We start from the raw sequence: 15,207 nt of genomic DNA, 5'->3' as shown, positions 1-15,207 counted from the left end.
AGTGCTGCCTTGGTTAGACTAACGAGCGAATTAGAAACGGTAATTGATCTTACCGTAAATAAAGCGGCCGCGTGGGTTGTGCACTTTAGAGGCATAGCCATAAAGATCGGCATCACCGTCACCAATCGCAAATGGCGGATCCTTATCCAGCGCATTGTTCATCCCCAGCATCAGAGTGGTATTGCTGTTCAGACTGTAACGGCCCTGAATATCCAGCAATGCCTGGGCACTGACGGTGCGGGTTTTGGTGCTCATCACTTCGGCCGGAGGTGCATAATCTTCAAAGGCACCCACATAGTTCAGGCTGGTCACCAGACCCCAATCGCCGTAGCTCCAATCGGCAGTCGCTAACCAGCGATGCTGCGGATAGTTGTACTCGCCGGCGTACTCGATACCGTTCTTCTTAAATGAATCGGTGTAGGAGTAGTCCAGGCTAAGCCGCAAGGCACCATACTGCTGCAGATTGAAGCGGTAAGCCGTTGACAGATCCAAGCCCCGCGCTTCCTGCGAGCTGATATTAATGTAGCTATTGAAGATCCGGGACAGCTCTCCCAGCGTTTGACCCGGCAAAGGCGCTAACCGCACACAGAGCGTACTGTTTTGACGGTTACACTCCGCAGCGTACACGTTTTCATAGTCGTTTTTGTCGATCTTATTATCCTGAGTGATGCTCCACACATCCGCACTGATATCAAACTGATCAGTGACCTGCCAGACAAAGCCGATATTAAAGGTCTCGGACTCTTCCGGTTGTAAGCCCTCACCGCCGACAAAGACGATGGTATAGTCAGTTGCGGCACAAGCCGGATTACTGGCATCAGGGGTAGGGCAACGGAAAGTATCAGTAAAGAATACCGACTCCTGCGACGGCCCTAAACCAATCTGGGCCAATGATGGCGCCCGGAAACCCTGACCATAGGATGCCCGCACAGTAAAGTTATCCTGCGGCCGCCACTTGATACTGACCTGGGGGTTAGTGGTCGAACCAAAATCGCTATAATCATCATAGCGGCCAGCCAGGGTTAACTCTAACTGGTCGCTCAGTGGCACCAGAAACTCGATATAGGCGGCATACTGATCGCGCTCAGCCTGAGCAGATACCGATTCGGTACCAAAAATCAAACCACGCTGGAACTGATCATCCGGCTGGTCAAAGGCATCTTCTTTGCGGTATTCCGCACCGGCTGCGAACGACACCATCTGATCACCCAGCTTAAACGCATCACCGCTGATACTGGCATCAAAGGCGGTCAGGTGTGACTCGCCGCGACGCACCAGACTGGTGGTAATCGCATCAATCACTTCCGGAGAGTTTCTGAAACCACCAAAGGGGTTATAACGGCCAAGATTGATCTGCTGCTGTAAAAAGTCGGTTCTTACCCAGCCCTGCGACTTGCTGCCGGTTTGCATCGACTCGCTGCGGCCTTTTTGCGCTGAAATATCCCAATCCAATTCATTAAATTGGCCTTTCACACCCAACACCAGGCGTAACGAGTCAGACTCGATATCCCAGGTACGGGGGCCGGCATCAACGGTTCTGAAGCGGTTAATTCTGATATCAGTGCCAAAAGGATTGTTGGGATGAGTACCCGGTACAGTCAAACCTGCATCGCCATCGAGCGGCGTTGCCGCCCCCTGCGCCTTAGACCGGTTATGTTGTACCGATAACTCAGCATAAGCCTGAGTATTGGCACCCAGGTTCTGGCTGGCCATTAATACCGCGCCTACACGCTCAGCAGGGGTGGCAGCCATAATAAAGGGGCCATAATCAAAAACACAGGTCTGGCCAAAAGCCTGATCTGCCGGACAGCCCGGATCGATCCGGGTGACACCGTTGACAATAAAGTTACCTGGATAGCCACGCGATGAACGTAAATCATTACCGCCATAAGGTGCCTGATTGGCAGTACCAAAGCGGCCCATCTCCGAGCCCAGAATAGTAGTGTTCTTAAAGTAATCCAGAATCAGCGTGGCGCTGGCCTCTTTACCCTGAGTACCCCACACCATGCTGGCCGACGTTTCATCATAGGAAGGCCCTGTAGTACCACCGTGACTAAAGGAGATTTCGGTGCCTTCAAAATCTTTACGCAGTATCACGTTGACCACGCCGGCAACGGCATCAGAGCCGTACACGGCAGAAGCACCATCTTTCAGGATTTCCACCCGTTCAATGGCCGCTACCGGAATACTATTAATATCAACAAAGGAATTGGCAATATTTTCGGCAAAGGCACTTACTGCAACCCGCCGGCCATTGATCAATACCAAGGTAGCGTCAGCACCAAAGCCGCGCAAACTAACGGCGGCGCCGCCATTGGCGGTGGAGTCCTGATTATTACCGCGGGTAGAGAACGTGCCCACACCGGCTACCGGCGTCCGCTCCAGCAGCTGTTGCAGATTAGAAAAACCAGACTTGGAAATGGCATCACGGTCAATCACCGTGATTGGTACGGCGCCTTCCAGATCATTACGCTTGATCCGGGAGCCGGTTACTTCAATACGTTCAACTTGTTGTAGGTCGGAAGTGTCAGCATTTTGTTGTTGCGCGATGGAGTCGAGCGGTAATAGCAGGGAAGCCGTCGCCAAAGCGCACAGTGAGAGTTTAAATGGAATGTTCATGGATGTCCTTTTCTTATGTTTATTTACATGGCTACGTTTTAGCCACTAAAAAATTAGCATATGGCTAACCAACCAACAAGAATTAACAACAAACATCGCCAAAACATCGATAAAACCTGGTAAAACCGGGATAAGCACCTAATAACAAGGTACTAGCGCTATAACCATCGCCTTACATTCTGTAAATAAATCTGATATGCGGGACCAAACTTCTGTTGTAACAAATGTTCCTCGGGTTTTATCTGAAACTGATTTAAGTAAAGTACAAACAGCGGTAACAAAGCCAAAGCCAGTAGGCTCTGCAAATAACAGGCAAAGGCTGCCAACAACAATAAAAACCCCAGATACATTGGGTTACGGCTATAACGGTAAATGCCCACCAGCACCAGACTGGAGCTTTGTTGCGGCAGCCGCGGATCCACTGTGGTTTTAGCACGCCGAAATGCCAATACCCCGGCCAGTGCTACCGCTATACCGGTCATCGCCAGACACAGCGCTAACACTGTGGTATAGAGCGCCGGTAGCGCCAGTGGCGCAGAGAGTGGCGTAGTAAGTGGCGCCAGCAGCCACATCGCCAGCGCGAATAACAACATTAAAAGCAGCGGTGGGATTTTAAGTTCTAAAAATGACATAGTTGGCTCCCTGTAGCGATAACGTCTAACCTTTATGTCAACAGATGCTGAGTAACGGCATGCGCGGTGTAATAAAGTGGGTACACCAGATGTTGCTGTTCCAGCGCTGAAGAGCCCTGAGTTCCCGTTAATTTGATCGTTTTTAGCGGCTGGCATTTTTCAATAAAGGATTGCAGCGATCGGGCACGGGTGCGCTTACCGCTTTTCACTTCCAACGGAACAATATTGCCTGTCGCATCAGTTAGAATAAATTCAATTTCCGCTCTGGCATCATTCCAGGAAAAACATGGATCGATCCCCAGAGCTGCCAACTCCTGCTGTACAAAATTTTCTGCAATATAGCCTTTATACTCAAAATTCTGCTGCTTAAGCTCCAGATAACTTACACCAAGCATATGGTTTAGCAGACCGACATCAAACAGAAACAGCTTTACCATATTATCCTTTTTATAAGCAGCCAGCGGACTACGCGGCAACCCCTCAAGCGGATAATTTTTTAATACCAGACGGCATTTTTCCAGCCAGGCAATGCCGGTTTCCAGATCCTGATAACGTGATTTTCGCGCATAAACATATTTAAATTTAAAGCGCTTAACCGACTCATCTACCACAGCTGCCAGCTGTGACGGTACAGCCGTAAAAATAGCTTCTATCAGCGCCGCATCGGTTTTACCGGCATATTTACCAAAATCCCGACGATAACCAGCCAGCAGATCCGCCTGTACTTTTGCAACCGCTTTAACCCGCTGCAAGATGCTCTGATCAACCAATTTAAACCACAAGCTCACCGCCTCCGGCATACCACCAGTAAAGTAATAATCAGTTAACTTATCAAACAATCTGCTGTGCGCAGCAGCGGAGTTTTGCGCGGCGTCATACACCTTTAGTAAGGCTGGCTCATTGGCGGCCAACAAAAACTCGCGAAAGGTTAAAGGGCGTAAATTGTATTGTTCCACCTTGCCCACCGGAAAAGTATTCAGCAAGCCGATATTGGAGCCACTGGCAGCAATAAAGGCTTGCGGCGTTTGCTCGGCAAAGTACTTTAGGGCGGTAACGGCTCGCGGGCATTCACCAATTTCATCGAGGATTAATAAGTCGGTTTGCAGATTAAACGGCTGGCCTGTTAATAGCTCTATATTGGTCAGTACATCTTGCGGTACTAAAGAGCCGGCAAAGGCATCAGCCATCTTTGGCGATTCCAGAAAATCAATACGCAGTACTCTAGGGAAATGCTGACCAAACAGAGTTTGCAGTAAGTAGGTTTTACCGGTCTGCCGGGCGCCGTCAATTAGCAGCGGCTTGCGTTCCGGCAATGCTTTCCAGTTTAGTAAGGTCGTCAGTAGCTCACGTTGCATGGCAGGCTCCAGCAGGGACACTGCAGCAAGACTACACTTTTATGCGCATAAAAACAAACAAATCAACATTTTTATGCGCATAAAAAAGTGATAAACTACACTTTTATGCGCGTAAAAGTGAGGTCGCAGTGCATGGAAACGTCTTATCGCCACGATGTGGACGAAAATAGCAGAAAACAAATTCAGCCTTTACACCGCCTTCTCAAAAATCTGCTCTCGGTGAAAGGTTAGAAACTCGGGAGCAGGTAAAAACTTCTCTGGCAATAGAATCGGCTTACCATCAAAGCGCAAAATCGTTTCATCGAAAAATGGATCTGTTGTCGGTTTATACTTTGTCGAAACGATGACTCGATAATCCTCGCTAATAGTAATCAATCCCAAATCAAAAGCTTTATCGTGGAGAGCTGATAGCGCCAAACCATTAGTTGGGTTAAGCCGATTTTGCTCGTCACTACGCCATGGCACGATATGGCTCGCGACCAATAAACGAGGATTTGCTAAGCCGGTAATGCAACAACGATAGTCATAAGCGCTTAATACGGCATTACGAAAAAAGCTCTGACCAACCCGCTGTTGAACTTCACTTAGCTTAGTGGTGATTTTAACGTCTTCAGTTTGCTGCATTTGCTCTGATTGGGAACCCGTAAAACTTGCCTCTGCCTGTGCCATAGCAAGTACAAAGGTCGGCCAATCTTGCTGCATTTCTTGCCATAATGCTTTATCCATTTTTGACGCGGCTTTTAATCCCGAGCGACCGGTCATCAAAATGGCAGGATCTAAACTGGCAATGTTGGAGAGCTTCATTGCTAACGCCGATGGGGTGCGCTGAATTAAAGCAGCATATTTTATAATTTCTGGATTATTGGAGTGAAAACGCCCGAAAGGTAAACGCCAGTACAAACTAAAAGCGACTAAGCTTTGGTCTCTGCTCCAATTTAGTGGCGCCATCCGTGTCTCCCCAAGTTTATTTTCGCTAGTAAAAGCATATTAACTAAAAAGTCCAAGATCATTGCTTATATCGCAAATACTGAGATGGCGTACAAGATTTGATTGACTCTAGCTGCTGGGCTATTATCAATTTTATAACGGAAAGGAGATCTGAGATGTCAAGCGAAGAGAGCTTAAGAGTGGTGCTGAAACTACAACGGATTCAGCTTATACCTGGTTGGCTCAAGCTGTTAGCGATTTTAGGGCTTGGGCTTCACCTGCTGTCATATTTTTTCTTGGCTTTCTATTGGTTTCAACCACACCTCTCTGACGCTGTCAGCATCAACATTGAACGCTCATTCGCCAATTTTATCCTTGTCTCTGCTTGTTTTGTTGTTGTAATCAGCAGTATCTGGGGCTTAATTCGAGGCTATAGCTGGGGCCTGAATATTTGCATATTGTTAGGTGGGGTTAGCATTCTTAATGATGTTTTTGCACTACTAAACAGTAGTAAATTCGAGCTGATGTTAATTTTTAAACTATTTCTGCTCTGGAAACTGATCAAACTGCATCTCGCTTGGAGCAAGGTGAATTGCTCTGCGCCAAATACCGCTGTAACGTCTCCACCCGCTTGGGGCGGTTAAACAAGCCGTACAGTTCCAGCCAGTCGCTGGCGGGCATAAAGCAGATCTGGTTTTGCCAGTAGCAGCGTTCCGGGTGGAATGTCCATTCGATTAGCTTGCCTTGTTGTAGTACGGCAATGCCGGCCATCAGTTCAATATCACGCTGACCCGGCTGGCTAAAACGGGCAAAGTGGCGGGTGACAAAGTCAGGGTTAAAAGTCACGGCTTCTGGTTGATAATGCTGAGCTAACAGCTGGCAAATGGCGTCGAAATCCTGCTCGCGGCAAACCACGTCGATATCGCCCGGGTTCGCTTCCAGCCCCAATTGCCAGAGTAAACAACTGCCACCAATACCAAAGGGGTAAGGTTGTAGTAACGTCGAAAGCTGCTGTAACTGCGCAGACAGGTTCATTAAAACGTCTCCAACTGCCGAATCAGGCTAACCAGATAAGCAATTTTCTCATTATTAAGCTGCCGGTAGTCAAAATACGGGCAAACCATTAGCCGTTGCCGCTTATCAATAGCAAATTCGGCATTTAGCCACTGCAACTGTGCTGCTAACCCCTGTTCCAGCAGCGCTTTGGCAAAGGTGCGGCCGGCAATAATATGGATGCGATCTGTTACCGGCTCAAGCTGTGGTGCGGAAAATAATAGCGCAGTATCACTACCGTTTTGTAACAGCCGGCTATCGCGATAATCTTGCCAGCTGGCGGCATGCTGGTGGAATGTAAACAACGGCGTTTGCGGCAGCGCAAACAGCAGCTTGGCATAAACATTAAATACTTTGCGCCAGCCATTGCCGCAGGCCTGATTGATCAACGCGATTTCGCTGCGGCATAGCGGCTGAATCTGGGCCAGAGCCTGATATTCCAGCATGGGTGGTCGGTTCGCGACATAAACACAAAAGCGGGCATCGGGATCACCCAGGCCATACTGGCTTGTTGTCTGTATTTGATTGGGCTTGCTCACCATTGGCTGTCTGATATCCGGCGTTACAACGGCCGGCAGTATAGCAAAATCCCTAAGGCCCTATGACAGACTTTTCCAATACACATCAGATATCAAGCGGCCGGATCATAAAGCCAGTAGCAATACCACCAGGTGGCATTTCCGACTAAAACGCCGCATGCTGCGGCAAAACGGCTTGGGCCAGTCCGCACTTGTGCTAACATCGCAGCGACAATAAAAAACAACCGGAGTCCAAGATGAAAAAACTACAGCAACTCTGGCTGTTACTTCTGTGGTTACCGCTGGCGGCACTGGCCAGCAGCGAACAGGATAACAGCTTAAGTGTCGAGCGGATGTGGCAACTGGAGCGCATAGGCAGCCCGGTAGCCTCCGCTGACGGTAAGTTTATCGTTGCCCCTGTTACCCGCTTTGATGTGAAAGCCGATCAGGGCCATACCCGTCTATGGTTATTTGACGACAAGGGCCAGCAGCGACCGCTGACGGTGGATGGTATGCGCGCCAGCGAAGCGACTTTTTCGCCGGATGGCAAAACCCTGGCCTTTATCAGCCAGCGTAATAAAGATGAAGCCGGCCAGATTTACCTGCTGCCATTAACCACACCGGGTGAAGCCCAGCGCTTAACCGAAGTGCCAACCGGGGTTTATGGCATTAAATGGGTAGGTGAGCATCTGTATTTTATCAGCCGCGTTTGGCCGGGTAAAAACTGGGAAGAGATGGCGGCAGAGTTAAAAGCCAACAAAGACAAAAAAGTCTCGGCCTGGCAGTGGAACGCCTTACCCTATTCCCATTTCGATCACTGGATTGACGAAAACCGCCAGGCTCATGTGTTCCGTATTCCGGCCAAAGGCGGTGCCGTTGAGCCGGTAACCCAGAAATTTGGCCGCGAGCTGCCGCGTTCCAGCCAGAGCGCCAGCAGCTACGATGTGCACCCGCAAGAGCGCTTTATCGCCTTTAATGCCAACGGTTCAGACAATACCGTTGATCCAAAAATTGATATTTTCTTAGCGGCTATTGGCAGCGATAAAGCAGAAAATATCACCCCGGATAATCAAGCACCGGACAGCAACCCAAGCTTTAGCCCTGATGGCAAAAGCTTAGCCTTTAGCCGGCAGAAAATTCAGGGTTTTTATGGCGATACCGCCCGGCTGATGATCTATGATCTGGCAGCGAAAACCACGCGCGAACTGACCGGCAACTGGGATCGTTCAGTTAGCAACTTTGTCTGGAGCAACGATAGCCGTAGCTTCTTCGCCAGCATTGATGACGCCGGCACCAGCCGCCTGTATCAAATTGATGCCCGCAGCGGTAAAGAAAGAGCCATTACCAAAGACACCAGCTTTAACAGCCCGGCCCTGGCTGGCAATAACGTGCTGGTAGCCACCAACGAAAGCTTTATGTTCCCGGCACGGCTGGTCAAAGTGGATATCCGTAACGGTCGCACTACCCGTCTGGACAGCTTTAATGATGAGTTGCTGGCAAAAACCGAGCTGGGTAGTTACGAGTCGGTTACCTATAAGGGTGCTGATGGTAATGACATCCAGATGTGGGTACATTACCCGGCCGGTTTTGATAAATCGAAAAAGTATCCGTTATTCCTGCTGATCCATGGCGGCCCACACAATGCCATTACCGACAGCTTTAGCTACCGCTGGAATGCGCAAACCTTCGCGTCCTGGGGTTATGTCACCGCCTGGCCTAACTTCCATGGTTCCAGTGGCTTTGGCCAGGACTTTACCGATGCGATTAACCCGGACTGGCGCACCAAGCCACTGGCTGATATTCAGGCCGCCACAGCCTGGTTCCAGAATCAGCCCTGGATTGACAGCGAGCGTATGGTGGCCGGTGGTGCCAGCTATGGCGGCTACTTAACGTCAATTCTGCTGGGTACCGAGCATCCGTTTAAAGCCCTGCTGATCCATGCTGCGGTATACAATATGTACTCGCAGATGTCGGCTGACTTTGCAGTGCACGCCACCCGCTTTGGTCACTACTGGGATAACCCGGAGATCTATAAGAGCATTTCGCCACACTATTATGCCGGCAACTTTAATACCCCGACTCTGGTGATCCATGGCCAGCTAGACTACCGGGTCCCGGTTGGGCAGGGCTTTGAGCTGTTCCGTACCTTACAAAGCCGTGGTGTCGAGTCGCGTATGATCTACTTCCCGGACGAAAACCACTGGATCCTGAAGCCAAATAACTCGATTTATTGGTATAACCAGGTGAAAGACTGGATGACCCGCTTTGCCGAGCCGGGTGCCCGCTAAGGGTTAAACTAAATATCTAAACGCAGCGCAATGCTGCGTTTTTTTATCTGTAAAGGCCGGCAGATGCTGGCAAAGACCGCATATTACAGGTAAATTGCATAAGAATGCTTCTTATTTAACTTGAGGGTACTATGAGATTAATCACTACCGCATTGAGCTTGCTACTGGCCTCCGCTGTTATTGCAGCAGAGCCGGTAACGTTTGGTGACACCGTCAATAAGCAACAAATCACTGCCGTTGCCAGTATTTTGGCTAAACCGGCGGCTTATCTGGAGCAACAGGTTACCGTAGTAGGCGAAGTCACCGGGGTTTGCACTAAGCAACAGTGCTGGATGACGCTGGCCACCGCCGAAAATGAGCCACGCTTTCGGATCAAGGTGCGGGACGGTGATATGGTGTTTCCGTTAAGCGCCAAGGGCAAAACCGCCTACGCCACTGGCACGGTTAAAGTCTGGCCACAGGGTGAAGGCAAGCCAGATGCGTATCAGTTGGTACCAACCGCCGTTGAAATTGCCGGCGAGTAAAACGACAAAGGCCAGCATGATGCTGGCCTTTTGATTTGAACTGGCTACAGGGTATTAGTCTTTACTCAGCAGGTACTCGACTAACTGCTGCATTTCCTGCTGCATATTACGTTGATTCAGACTCTCATTCAGGATCTTATATTTACCATTTACCACCAGCATGGGCACACCGGTCAGCACGCGGCGCTCACTCAGTTCCTGCTGCTCTTTCATCATCTGATTGACCGCACCACGCACGCCAAAGCTGCGCATGGCTTTATCATAGGTTTCGCCATCAATATCGTTAATCAGGACCAGATTACGGATATCGTCTTCGCTGCGGAACGGCACCCGGCTGCGGTGAATTTGGTTAAAAATGGCAGTGGATACCTGATCACCTTTACCCAGGTTTTTTGCTACCACATAAGCGCGCGCCAGCGCATTTTGAATTTCCGGTGACGCAGCGCGAATAAAATCAACATGGAATTTTTTAAACTCTACCCCGTCCGGTAGAGACTGCGCCAGGCGCTGGGCAATAGGCTCAAAAGCGTAACAACCACCACAGAAGAATGAGAAATATTCTTTCACTTCCGGCTTGGCGGTTTTCTGCTCAGCAATCACTTCATAGTGCTTACCGACCTGGAAATTACTGGCAACGGCAGACAGGGGTAACAGCACAGCTGCCGCAGCAGCTACTAACCACTTTTTCATTCTAAAACCTCTGATTAATCGGGACTATTTGGTGCTTAGCTGCAAGCTTAACAAATTCTCAGTAGTCTGGCACCAGACTTAACGGTGGTTGTTGCAACAATGCCAACTGCTCTTTTAGTGCCAGGCATTGTTGTTCCCAGTATTTGTCTGTGGCAAACCACGGAAAGTTCATTACAAAGGCCTGATCCTGCCAGCGCTGCGCCAGCCAGGCCATGTAGTGAATCATACGCATCGCGCGCAGCGGTTCGATCAGTTTCAGCTCGGTCCGGTCGAAATCACAGTATTGCTCATATTCTTCCAGCATCAGCTCCAGCGTATCACGCTGCTGTTGCCGGTCACCGTTTAACATCATCCACAGGTCCTGCATCGCCGGCCCGCTGCGACAGTCATCCAGATCCACAAAGAACGGGCTTTCCCCGTTGTAAAACAAATTACCGGCATGACAATCACCGTGTAAGCGGATCACGGTTTTCGGTTGGTATTGCCGGCTGGCTTCAGCAATCACCTGCTGCAGCGCCGAATCAAAGGCCGGGCGTAAATAGGATGGGATCAAAGGCAGCGCCGCCAGTACCTGCTGACTATGCCGCAAATGGCTGTCGATGCTCAGCTGGGGGCGGGCCTGAAACACCTGTTGCCGGCCAACCTGATGCAGCCGGCCTAAAAAGCGCGCCAGTAATGCCAGCTGGTCGTCATTGTCGATCTCCAGGGTTCGGCCACCACGGCTTGGGAAAACCGCAAAATAAAAGCCCTGAAACGGCAACACACTCTCACCATCAAAGCACAATGGCGCCACCACCGGCACCTCATTAGCCTGCAATTCAAAAGCAAACTGATGCTCTTCCTGAATCTGCGCCAGACTCCAGCGCTGCGGGCGATAAAACTTCACCACATAGCGCGCGGCGCTGACCGCATTATCGCGATAAGCACTAAACTGATAGACACGGTTTTCATAGCTGTTCAGTGCCAGCAGGCCTGAACTAACGTCCAGGCCATAGTGGTGTAGCGCATCAAGAATCAGCTCCGGCTGCAGGGTAGAGAAATCAAATTGCTGCACTGGCTTAGCGACCACTGAAGAATTTATTACCCTGCTCGGCCCGCACCTCAGGCGCATCTTTGTGATGCACGCTAAAGGTCAGGTCCAGCACCGGGCGTTTCGCCTCATAAGGGTCCAGCGCCAGACTGACTACCACATTGCGACTCTCGCTACCGGCCAGTTCCACCTCGGTTGGCCCCAGCCATTGCAGGTTATCAATACCGGTTACCGTTAATACCAGAGTCTTCGGCTGTTGTGACTTATTGATAATACCCAGGGTATAGGTGTTTTCCACCAGCCCTTCCGGCGTTTCCCGGTACAAGGCGCCGCGATCACGGATAATATCCAGCTCCAGCGGGGAGCGGATTGCCAGATTCACCATAAAGGCACCGCATACCACCACCAACACCAGAAAATAACCAACCAGTTTTGGCCGTAACACCTTGGCCGGCCGGCCTTGCAGCGTATGTTCGGTGGTATAGCTGATCAGGCCTTTCGGATAGCCCATTTTCTCCATAGTATCGTCACAGGCATCGATACAGGCACCACAGTTAATGCACTCATATTGCAAGCCATTGCGAATATCGATGCCGGTTGGGCAAACATGTACACACAGGTTACAGTCGATACAGTCGCCCAGGCCTTTTTCCTTATAGTTCGCATCTTTTTTACTACGCGGGCCACGGTTCTCGCCACGGGCGGCATCATAGGTGACGGTGTAGGTATCTTTATCAAACATCGCCGATTGAAAGCGGGCATAGGGGCAAATGTGTGTACACATAATTTCCCGCATCCAGCCGGCGTTACCATAGGTACAAAGCGTAAAAAACAGCACCGATAAGGTAGCCCAGAAGCCGGCCTGCCAGGTAAAGAACTCAACAAACAGCGGACCGATAGGGGTAAAGTAGCCAACGAAAATTAACGCAGTGAACAAGGCAAATGCCAACCAGCAGAAGTGGGTTAATGCCTTGCGCCAGAACTTATTAAAGCTCATCGGTTCCTGATCCAGCTTCATGCGCTGGTTACGGGTACCCTGGATCTTTTCTTCAAACCACATAAAGATAAAGGTCCAGACCGTTTGCGGGCACATATAACCGCACCACACCCGGCCATAGAAGGTTGTCACAAAGAACAGGGCATAGGCGGCAATCATAAACAGCCAAGCCAGCAGGGTAAAATCCTGTGGCCAGAGCGTCAGGCCGAAGATATTGAATTTTTGCTCAAAGATATCCAGCAAAATTGCCTGGTGGCCATCGAACTGGATCCAGGGCAACACGAAAAACAACGCCATAAACACAAAACCAATATTGCGACGCAGGCTTTGGTGTAACCCCTTTACTGCCCGGACATAGATCCGATCCCGGGAAGCATACTTATTTGGATTGCCCTCGGGCGGGCGGTGAATTTTTACTCCGGTTGGAATATTTTTTACTTCAATTTTTTGCTCGTCCACCATCATTCCCCAGCTATGACTACCAGCCTGCTTAGTATATCAGTAACCCGTACCGAATTATTGATATAAAATAAAAGTACATCAGAAAAGACTGAAGCAGCGGCTGTTGCCGCTAATGCAGTTTAGCCAGGATTCAGGTAAGATCGCGTCTAAGTTGTTGCCGGAGTCAGTACATGAAAACCTTTTTCTGGTTCGTCGTCATTTTTTTGCTGTTGTTAACCTTTTCCGGCGAGCCGCCGCTAAAGCCTTATCGTGACAAAGTGGTTGATTATGCGGTGAGCCTGATCCCGACTGAATGGCAGTCTGACTCACAGGCGCTGGCCTCGATCCAACGTGAACTTAAGGATTACAGTAAGTCACAGGGGCTGCGGCAACAGGAGTATTTAGCCGCAGCGGCCGAGAATAAAGACTCAGTGTTACGTTTCAGACAAAATTACTGTATTAACAGAGATTTTAACCCGATACTTTTTGGTGAACCCCTGCAGCGCAGCTGTGCCATTATTGAAAAGTACTATGACCGCCTGAGCGGCAACTAAACAGGATACTAAGATGCGCGTATGTGGCGTTGAGATTAAAGGCAGTGAAGCAATTTTATGCTTAATGGAATACCAGGACGGTTTATTTAACCTGCCGGATTGCCGGCAAACCCGGATCGCACTGAGTCAGGATCAACAAACTGAGCAGGTGCGCAAATTTCAGTTTGCACTACGCAAGTTAGTCGAGGATTACAAGATCCAGCATCTGGTGATTAAAGAGCGGCCACAAAAAGGTAAGTTTGCCGGTGGTGCTGTCGGTTTTAAAATTGAGGCAACGTTACAGCTGCTGGACAATTGTAATGTTAGCCTGTTATCGGCTACTGAACTAAAAGAAAAAATTAAACGCTTTCCATTACCGGTCGATTTCAAAGCGACCGGATTAAAGGCGTTTCAGGAAACTGCTTTTCTGACCGCTTACGCCTTTCTGGCGCGTTAACGTAAACAGGCTTTCTGCTCGTGCCACCGCGGGATGCTGCGGCACGAGCTCATACTTCAGTTACTAAACCACAGCCTAACTGCCACCCGGCGGTAATTTGGCTTTCGCCGTTTTTACCTTGGCTAAATCAAACTGCACTGACTTGGTCGCACGCAAAATCAGTTTGCGGATCAGTTTAGATTTGGGTTCACCGGTTAATTCACTTAACTCACTCAGGGCGCTGATCGCTTCTTCACTCAGGGTAAAGGTCGCATGGCGCATCGGGAGCCGCGGCGGCTCGTCTTCTTCCGGTAATAATTGCCGTAAGCTGACGATTTGCGGCAGCCCCAAGGCGTAGTTATGTGCATCATCAATAAACTCATCAACGGTAAAGCTGGGTTTATTTGACTGCAAAGACTTTTTCTTCAGGTCGCTTAGCGCCATCTTCTTGAATCGCCTTCATCGACAGGAGTTCTTCAATAATTGCCCGGATTTCGCCGGCGGCCTTGCCGTCGTTATCCACATCCATTACCGACAAGCCTTTTTCTTCACTGTCGTCATAGATATTACGGCTATAAGTGATGTTTTCCAGCACCCGCAAATTAAAACTTTTACATACTTCTTTCGCATCCAGGATGCGGTTGGCCTGATTTGGCAGGGCCGGACATTGCGTCAGCACACAGCCGACGATCATCTCCGGGTTTACCACGTTACAGGCACTGACTAAATCTTCCAAATGCTCCAGCGTTTTTAAATCACGCCGCTTGGGCCGTAACGGGAATAGTACATGGCTGGCAACCACCATCGCAGAACGCAAGGCTACGCTATCCTGACCGCCGCAGTCTACCACTACCACGTCATAATGCATTTCCAGGCTTTTCAGCTCGTAACGGATCTTACCGTACATCTGTACGCAGTTGATCCAGGGTAATTCCGGATTCATATGGCGCTCTTGCACCCAATCCGATGTGGTTCGCTGCGGATCGCAGTCAACCAGCATGACATTGGCATTCTTTTCCCGCGAAAAGTAGACGGCTATATTCTGCGCCAGACAGCTTTTGCCACTGCCACCTTTTTCACCACCAACTAACAATATCATTTTGTGCACCTTCTCTGTGAAGAAACAGCGTTGGCTGTCCGCTCTGACGATGTACCCGCCAGGGC

At 49.8% G+C, this 15,207-nt stretch carries 16 protein-coding genes; 5 read left to right on the top strand and 11 right to left on the bottom strand.

Annotation, left to right across the window (positions count from 1 at the left end):
* Positions 1-30: 30 nt before the first annotated feature.
* The 4 genes from AEST_RS00780 to AEST_RS00765 form a co-directional block, all read right to left on the bottom strand.
* Positions 31-2,619 carry a TonB-dependent receptor plug domain-containing protein gene (locus tag AEST_RS00780; RefSeq protein WP_008606346.1) on the bottom strand — a complete coding sequence of 863 codons (2,589 nt, stop codon included), beginning with the start codon at positions 2,617-2,619 and terminating at the stop codon, positions 31-33.
* Between the two features lie 158 nt (positions 2,620-2,777).
* Positions 2,778-3,251 carry a methyltransferase family protein gene (locus AEST_RS00775; protein WP_008606345.1) on the bottom strand — a complete coding sequence of 158 codons (474 nt, stop codon included), beginning with the start codon at positions 3,249-3,251 and terminating at the stop codon, positions 2,778-2,780.
* A gap of 32 nt (positions 3,252-3,283) precedes the next feature.
* Positions 3,284-4,606, bottom strand: a complete 1,323-nt coding sequence (locus AEST_RS00770; RefSeq protein WP_008606344.1) for an ATP-binding protein — start codon at positions 4,604-4,606, stop codon at positions 3,284-3,286.
* Positions 4,607-4,795: 189 nt separating this feature from the next.
* Positions 4,796-5,554, bottom strand: coding sequence for an HNH endonuclease (locus AEST_RS00765; RefSeq protein ID WP_008606343.1), 759 nt, complete (start codon positions 5,552-5,554; stop codon positions 4,796-4,798).
* Between the two features lie 155 nt (positions 5,555-5,709).
* Here AEST_RS00765 and AEST_RS17110 point away from each other — a divergent pair, with 155 nt between their 5' ends.
* Positions 5,710-6,177: a hypothetical protein gene (locus AEST_RS17110; protein WP_156803854.1), complete on the top strand. Its 468-nt coding sequence runs from the start codon at positions 5,710-5,712 to the stop codon at positions 6,175-6,177.
* Here the strand turns inward: AEST_RS17110 and AEST_RS00760 are convergent.
* Positions 6,095-6,568: a hypothetical protein gene (locus AEST_RS00760; RefSeq protein ID WP_008606342.1), complete on the bottom strand. Its 474-nt coding sequence runs from the start codon at positions 6,566-6,568 to the stop codon at positions 6,095-6,097. The two genes, AEST_RS17110 and AEST_RS00760, sit on opposite strands and share 83 nt — an antisense overlap.
* Positions 6,568-7,128 carry a DUF6942 family protein gene (locus tag AEST_RS00755; protein WP_008606341.1) on the bottom strand — a complete coding sequence of 187 codons (561 nt, stop codon included), beginning with the start codon at positions 7,126-7,128 and terminating at the stop codon, positions 6,568-6,570. Before AEST_RS00755 ends, AEST_RS00760 begins: the two co-directional genes overlap by 1 nt.
* Before the next feature lie 233 nt (positions 7,129-7,361).
* Here AEST_RS00755 and AEST_RS00750 point away from each other — a divergent pair, with 233 nt between their 5' ends.
* Together AEST_RS00750 and AEST_RS00745 are read left to right on the top strand one after the other, a co-directional pair.
* Positions 7,362-9,392, top strand: coding sequence for a S9 family peptidase (locus tag AEST_RS00750; protein ID WP_008606339.1), 2,031 nt, complete (start codon positions 7,362-7,364; stop codon positions 9,390-9,392).
* Between the two features lie 131 nt (positions 9,393-9,523).
* Entirely contained in the window at positions 9,524-9,916 is a 393-nt protein-coding gene (locus AEST_RS00745) for a DUF4920 domain-containing protein (protein ID WP_008606338.1), read from the top strand.
* Between the two features lie 54 nt (positions 9,917-9,970).
* On the opposite strand, the gene AEST_RS00740 is transcribed toward AEST_RS00745, so the two are convergent.
* Genes AEST_RS00740 through ccoG form a run of 3 tightly spaced genes read right to left on the bottom strand, consistent with a single transcriptional unit; the run spans position 9,971 to position 13,098 of the window.
* Positions 9,971-10,606 (bottom strand): thiol:disulfide interchange protein DsbA/DsbL, encoded by a 636-nt coding sequence (locus AEST_RS00740; protein WP_008606337.1) that lies wholly within the window; start codon positions 10,604-10,606, stop codon positions 9,971-9,973.
* Between the two features lie 58 nt (positions 10,607-10,664).
* The gene (locus AEST_RS00735; RefSeq protein ID WP_039924773.1) at positions 10,665-11,660 is read right to left on the bottom strand and encodes a serine/threonine protein kinase; all 996 of its coding nucleotides are present in this window, start codon (positions 11,658-11,660) and stop codon (positions 10,665-10,667) included.
* Positions 11,661-11,664: 4 nt separating this feature from the next.
* Positions 11,665-13,098 carry a cytochrome c oxidase accessory protein CcoG gene (gene ccoG, locus AEST_RS00730; RefSeq protein WP_008606335.1) on the bottom strand — a complete coding sequence of 478 codons (1,434 nt, stop codon included), beginning with the start codon at positions 13,096-13,098 and terminating at the stop codon, positions 11,665-11,667.
* Between the two features lie 167 nt (positions 13,099-13,265).
* Between ccoG and AEST_RS00725 the strand changes: the two genes are divergently transcribed.
* Both AEST_RS00725 and AEST_RS00720 read left to right on the top strand, forming a co-directional pair.
* Complete coding sequence (locus AEST_RS00725; protein WP_008606334.1) at positions 13,266-13,628, top strand: hypothetical protein; 363 nt, start codon at positions 13,266-13,268, stop codon at positions 13,626-13,628.
* A 13-nt stretch (positions 13,629-13,641) separates the two neighbouring features.
* Complete coding sequence (locus AEST_RS00720; protein WP_008606333.1) at positions 13,642-14,064, top strand: DUF3010 family protein; 423 nt, start codon at positions 13,642-13,644, stop codon at positions 14,062-14,064.
* 75 nt (positions 14,065-14,139) lie between these two features.
* On the opposite strand, the gene AEST_RS00715 is transcribed toward AEST_RS00720, so the two are convergent.
* Both AEST_RS00715 and AEST_RS00710 read right to left on the bottom strand, forming a co-directional pair.
* Positions 14,140-14,457 (bottom strand): hypothetical protein, encoded by a 318-nt coding sequence (locus tag AEST_RS00715; protein WP_008950435.1) that lies wholly within the window; start codon positions 14,455-14,457, stop codon positions 14,140-14,142.
* Positions 14,444-15,142 carry a nucleotide-binding protein gene (locus tag AEST_RS00710; RefSeq protein ID WP_008606331.1) on the bottom strand — a complete coding sequence of 233 codons (699 nt, stop codon included), beginning with the start codon at positions 15,140-15,142 and terminating at the stop codon, positions 14,444-14,446. The genes AEST_RS00715 and AEST_RS00710 overlap by 14 nt, the downstream gene beginning before the upstream one ends.
* Positions 15,143-15,207: the final 65 nt, after the last annotated feature.

Origin of the sequence: Alishewanella aestuarii B11, assembly GCF_000280055.1 — a bacterium.
Taxonomy (GTDB): domain Bacteria; phylum Pseudomonadota; class Gammaproteobacteria; order Enterobacterales; family Alteromonadaceae; genus Alishewanella; species Alishewanella aestuarii.
The sequence above is the reverse complement of the archived record's forward strand: the minus strand, read 5'-3'. Positions and strand labels throughout refer to the sequence as shown.

Coding starts and splice junctions, on each gene's coding strand:
- AEST_RS00710 (WP_008606331.1), bottom strand. CDS start 15,142: ATGATATTGTTAGTTGGTGGTGAAAAAGGTGGCAGTGGCAAAAGCTGT.
- AEST_RS00775 (WP_008606345.1), bottom strand. CDS start 3,251: ATGTCATTTTTAGAACTTAAAATCCCACCGCTGCTTTTAATGTTGTTA.
- AEST_RS00760 (WP_008606342.1), bottom strand. CDS start 6,568: ATGAACCTGTCTGCGCAGTTACAGCAGCTTTCGACGTTACTACAACCT.
- AEST_RS00745 (WP_008606338.1), top strand. CDS start 9,524: ATGAGATTAATCACTACCGCATTGAGCTTGCTACTGGCCTCCGCTGTT.
- AEST_RS00755 (WP_008606341.1), bottom strand. CDS start 7,128: ATGGTGAGCAAGCCCAATCAAATACAGACAACAAGCCAGTATGGCCTG.
- AEST_RS00780 (WP_008606346.1), bottom strand. CDS start 2,619: ATGAACATTCCATTTAAACTCTCACTGTGCGCTTTGGCGACGGCTTCC.
- AEST_RS00720 (WP_008606333.1), top strand. CDS start 13,642: ATGCGCGTATGTGGCGTTGAGATTAAAGGCAGTGAAGCAATTTTATGC.
- AEST_RS00740 (WP_008606337.1), bottom strand. CDS start 10,606: ATGAAAAAGTGGTTAGTAGCTGCTGCGGCAGCTGTGCTGTTACCCCTG.
- AEST_RS00725 (WP_008606334.1), top strand. CDS start 13,266: ATGAAAACCTTTTTCTGGTTCGTCGTCATTTTTTTGCTGTTGTTAACC.
- ccoG (WP_008606335.1), bottom strand. CDS start 13,098: ATGATGGTGGACGAGCAAAAAATTGAAGTAAAAAATATTCCAACCGGA.
- AEST_RS00750 (WP_008606339.1), top strand. CDS start 7,362: ATGAAAAAACTACAGCAACTCTGGCTGTTACTTCTGTGGTTACCGCTG.
- AEST_RS00765 (WP_008606343.1), bottom strand. CDS start 5,554: ATGGCGCCACTAAATTGGAGCAGAGACCAAAGCTTAGTCGCTTTTAGT.
- AEST_RS00770 (WP_008606344.1), bottom strand. CDS start 4,606: ATGCAACGTGAGCTACTGACGACCTTACTAAACTGGAAAGCATTGCCG.
- AEST_RS17110 (WP_156803854.1), top strand. CDS start 5,710: ATGTCAAGCGAAGAGAGCTTAAGAGTGGTGCTGAAACTACAACGGATT.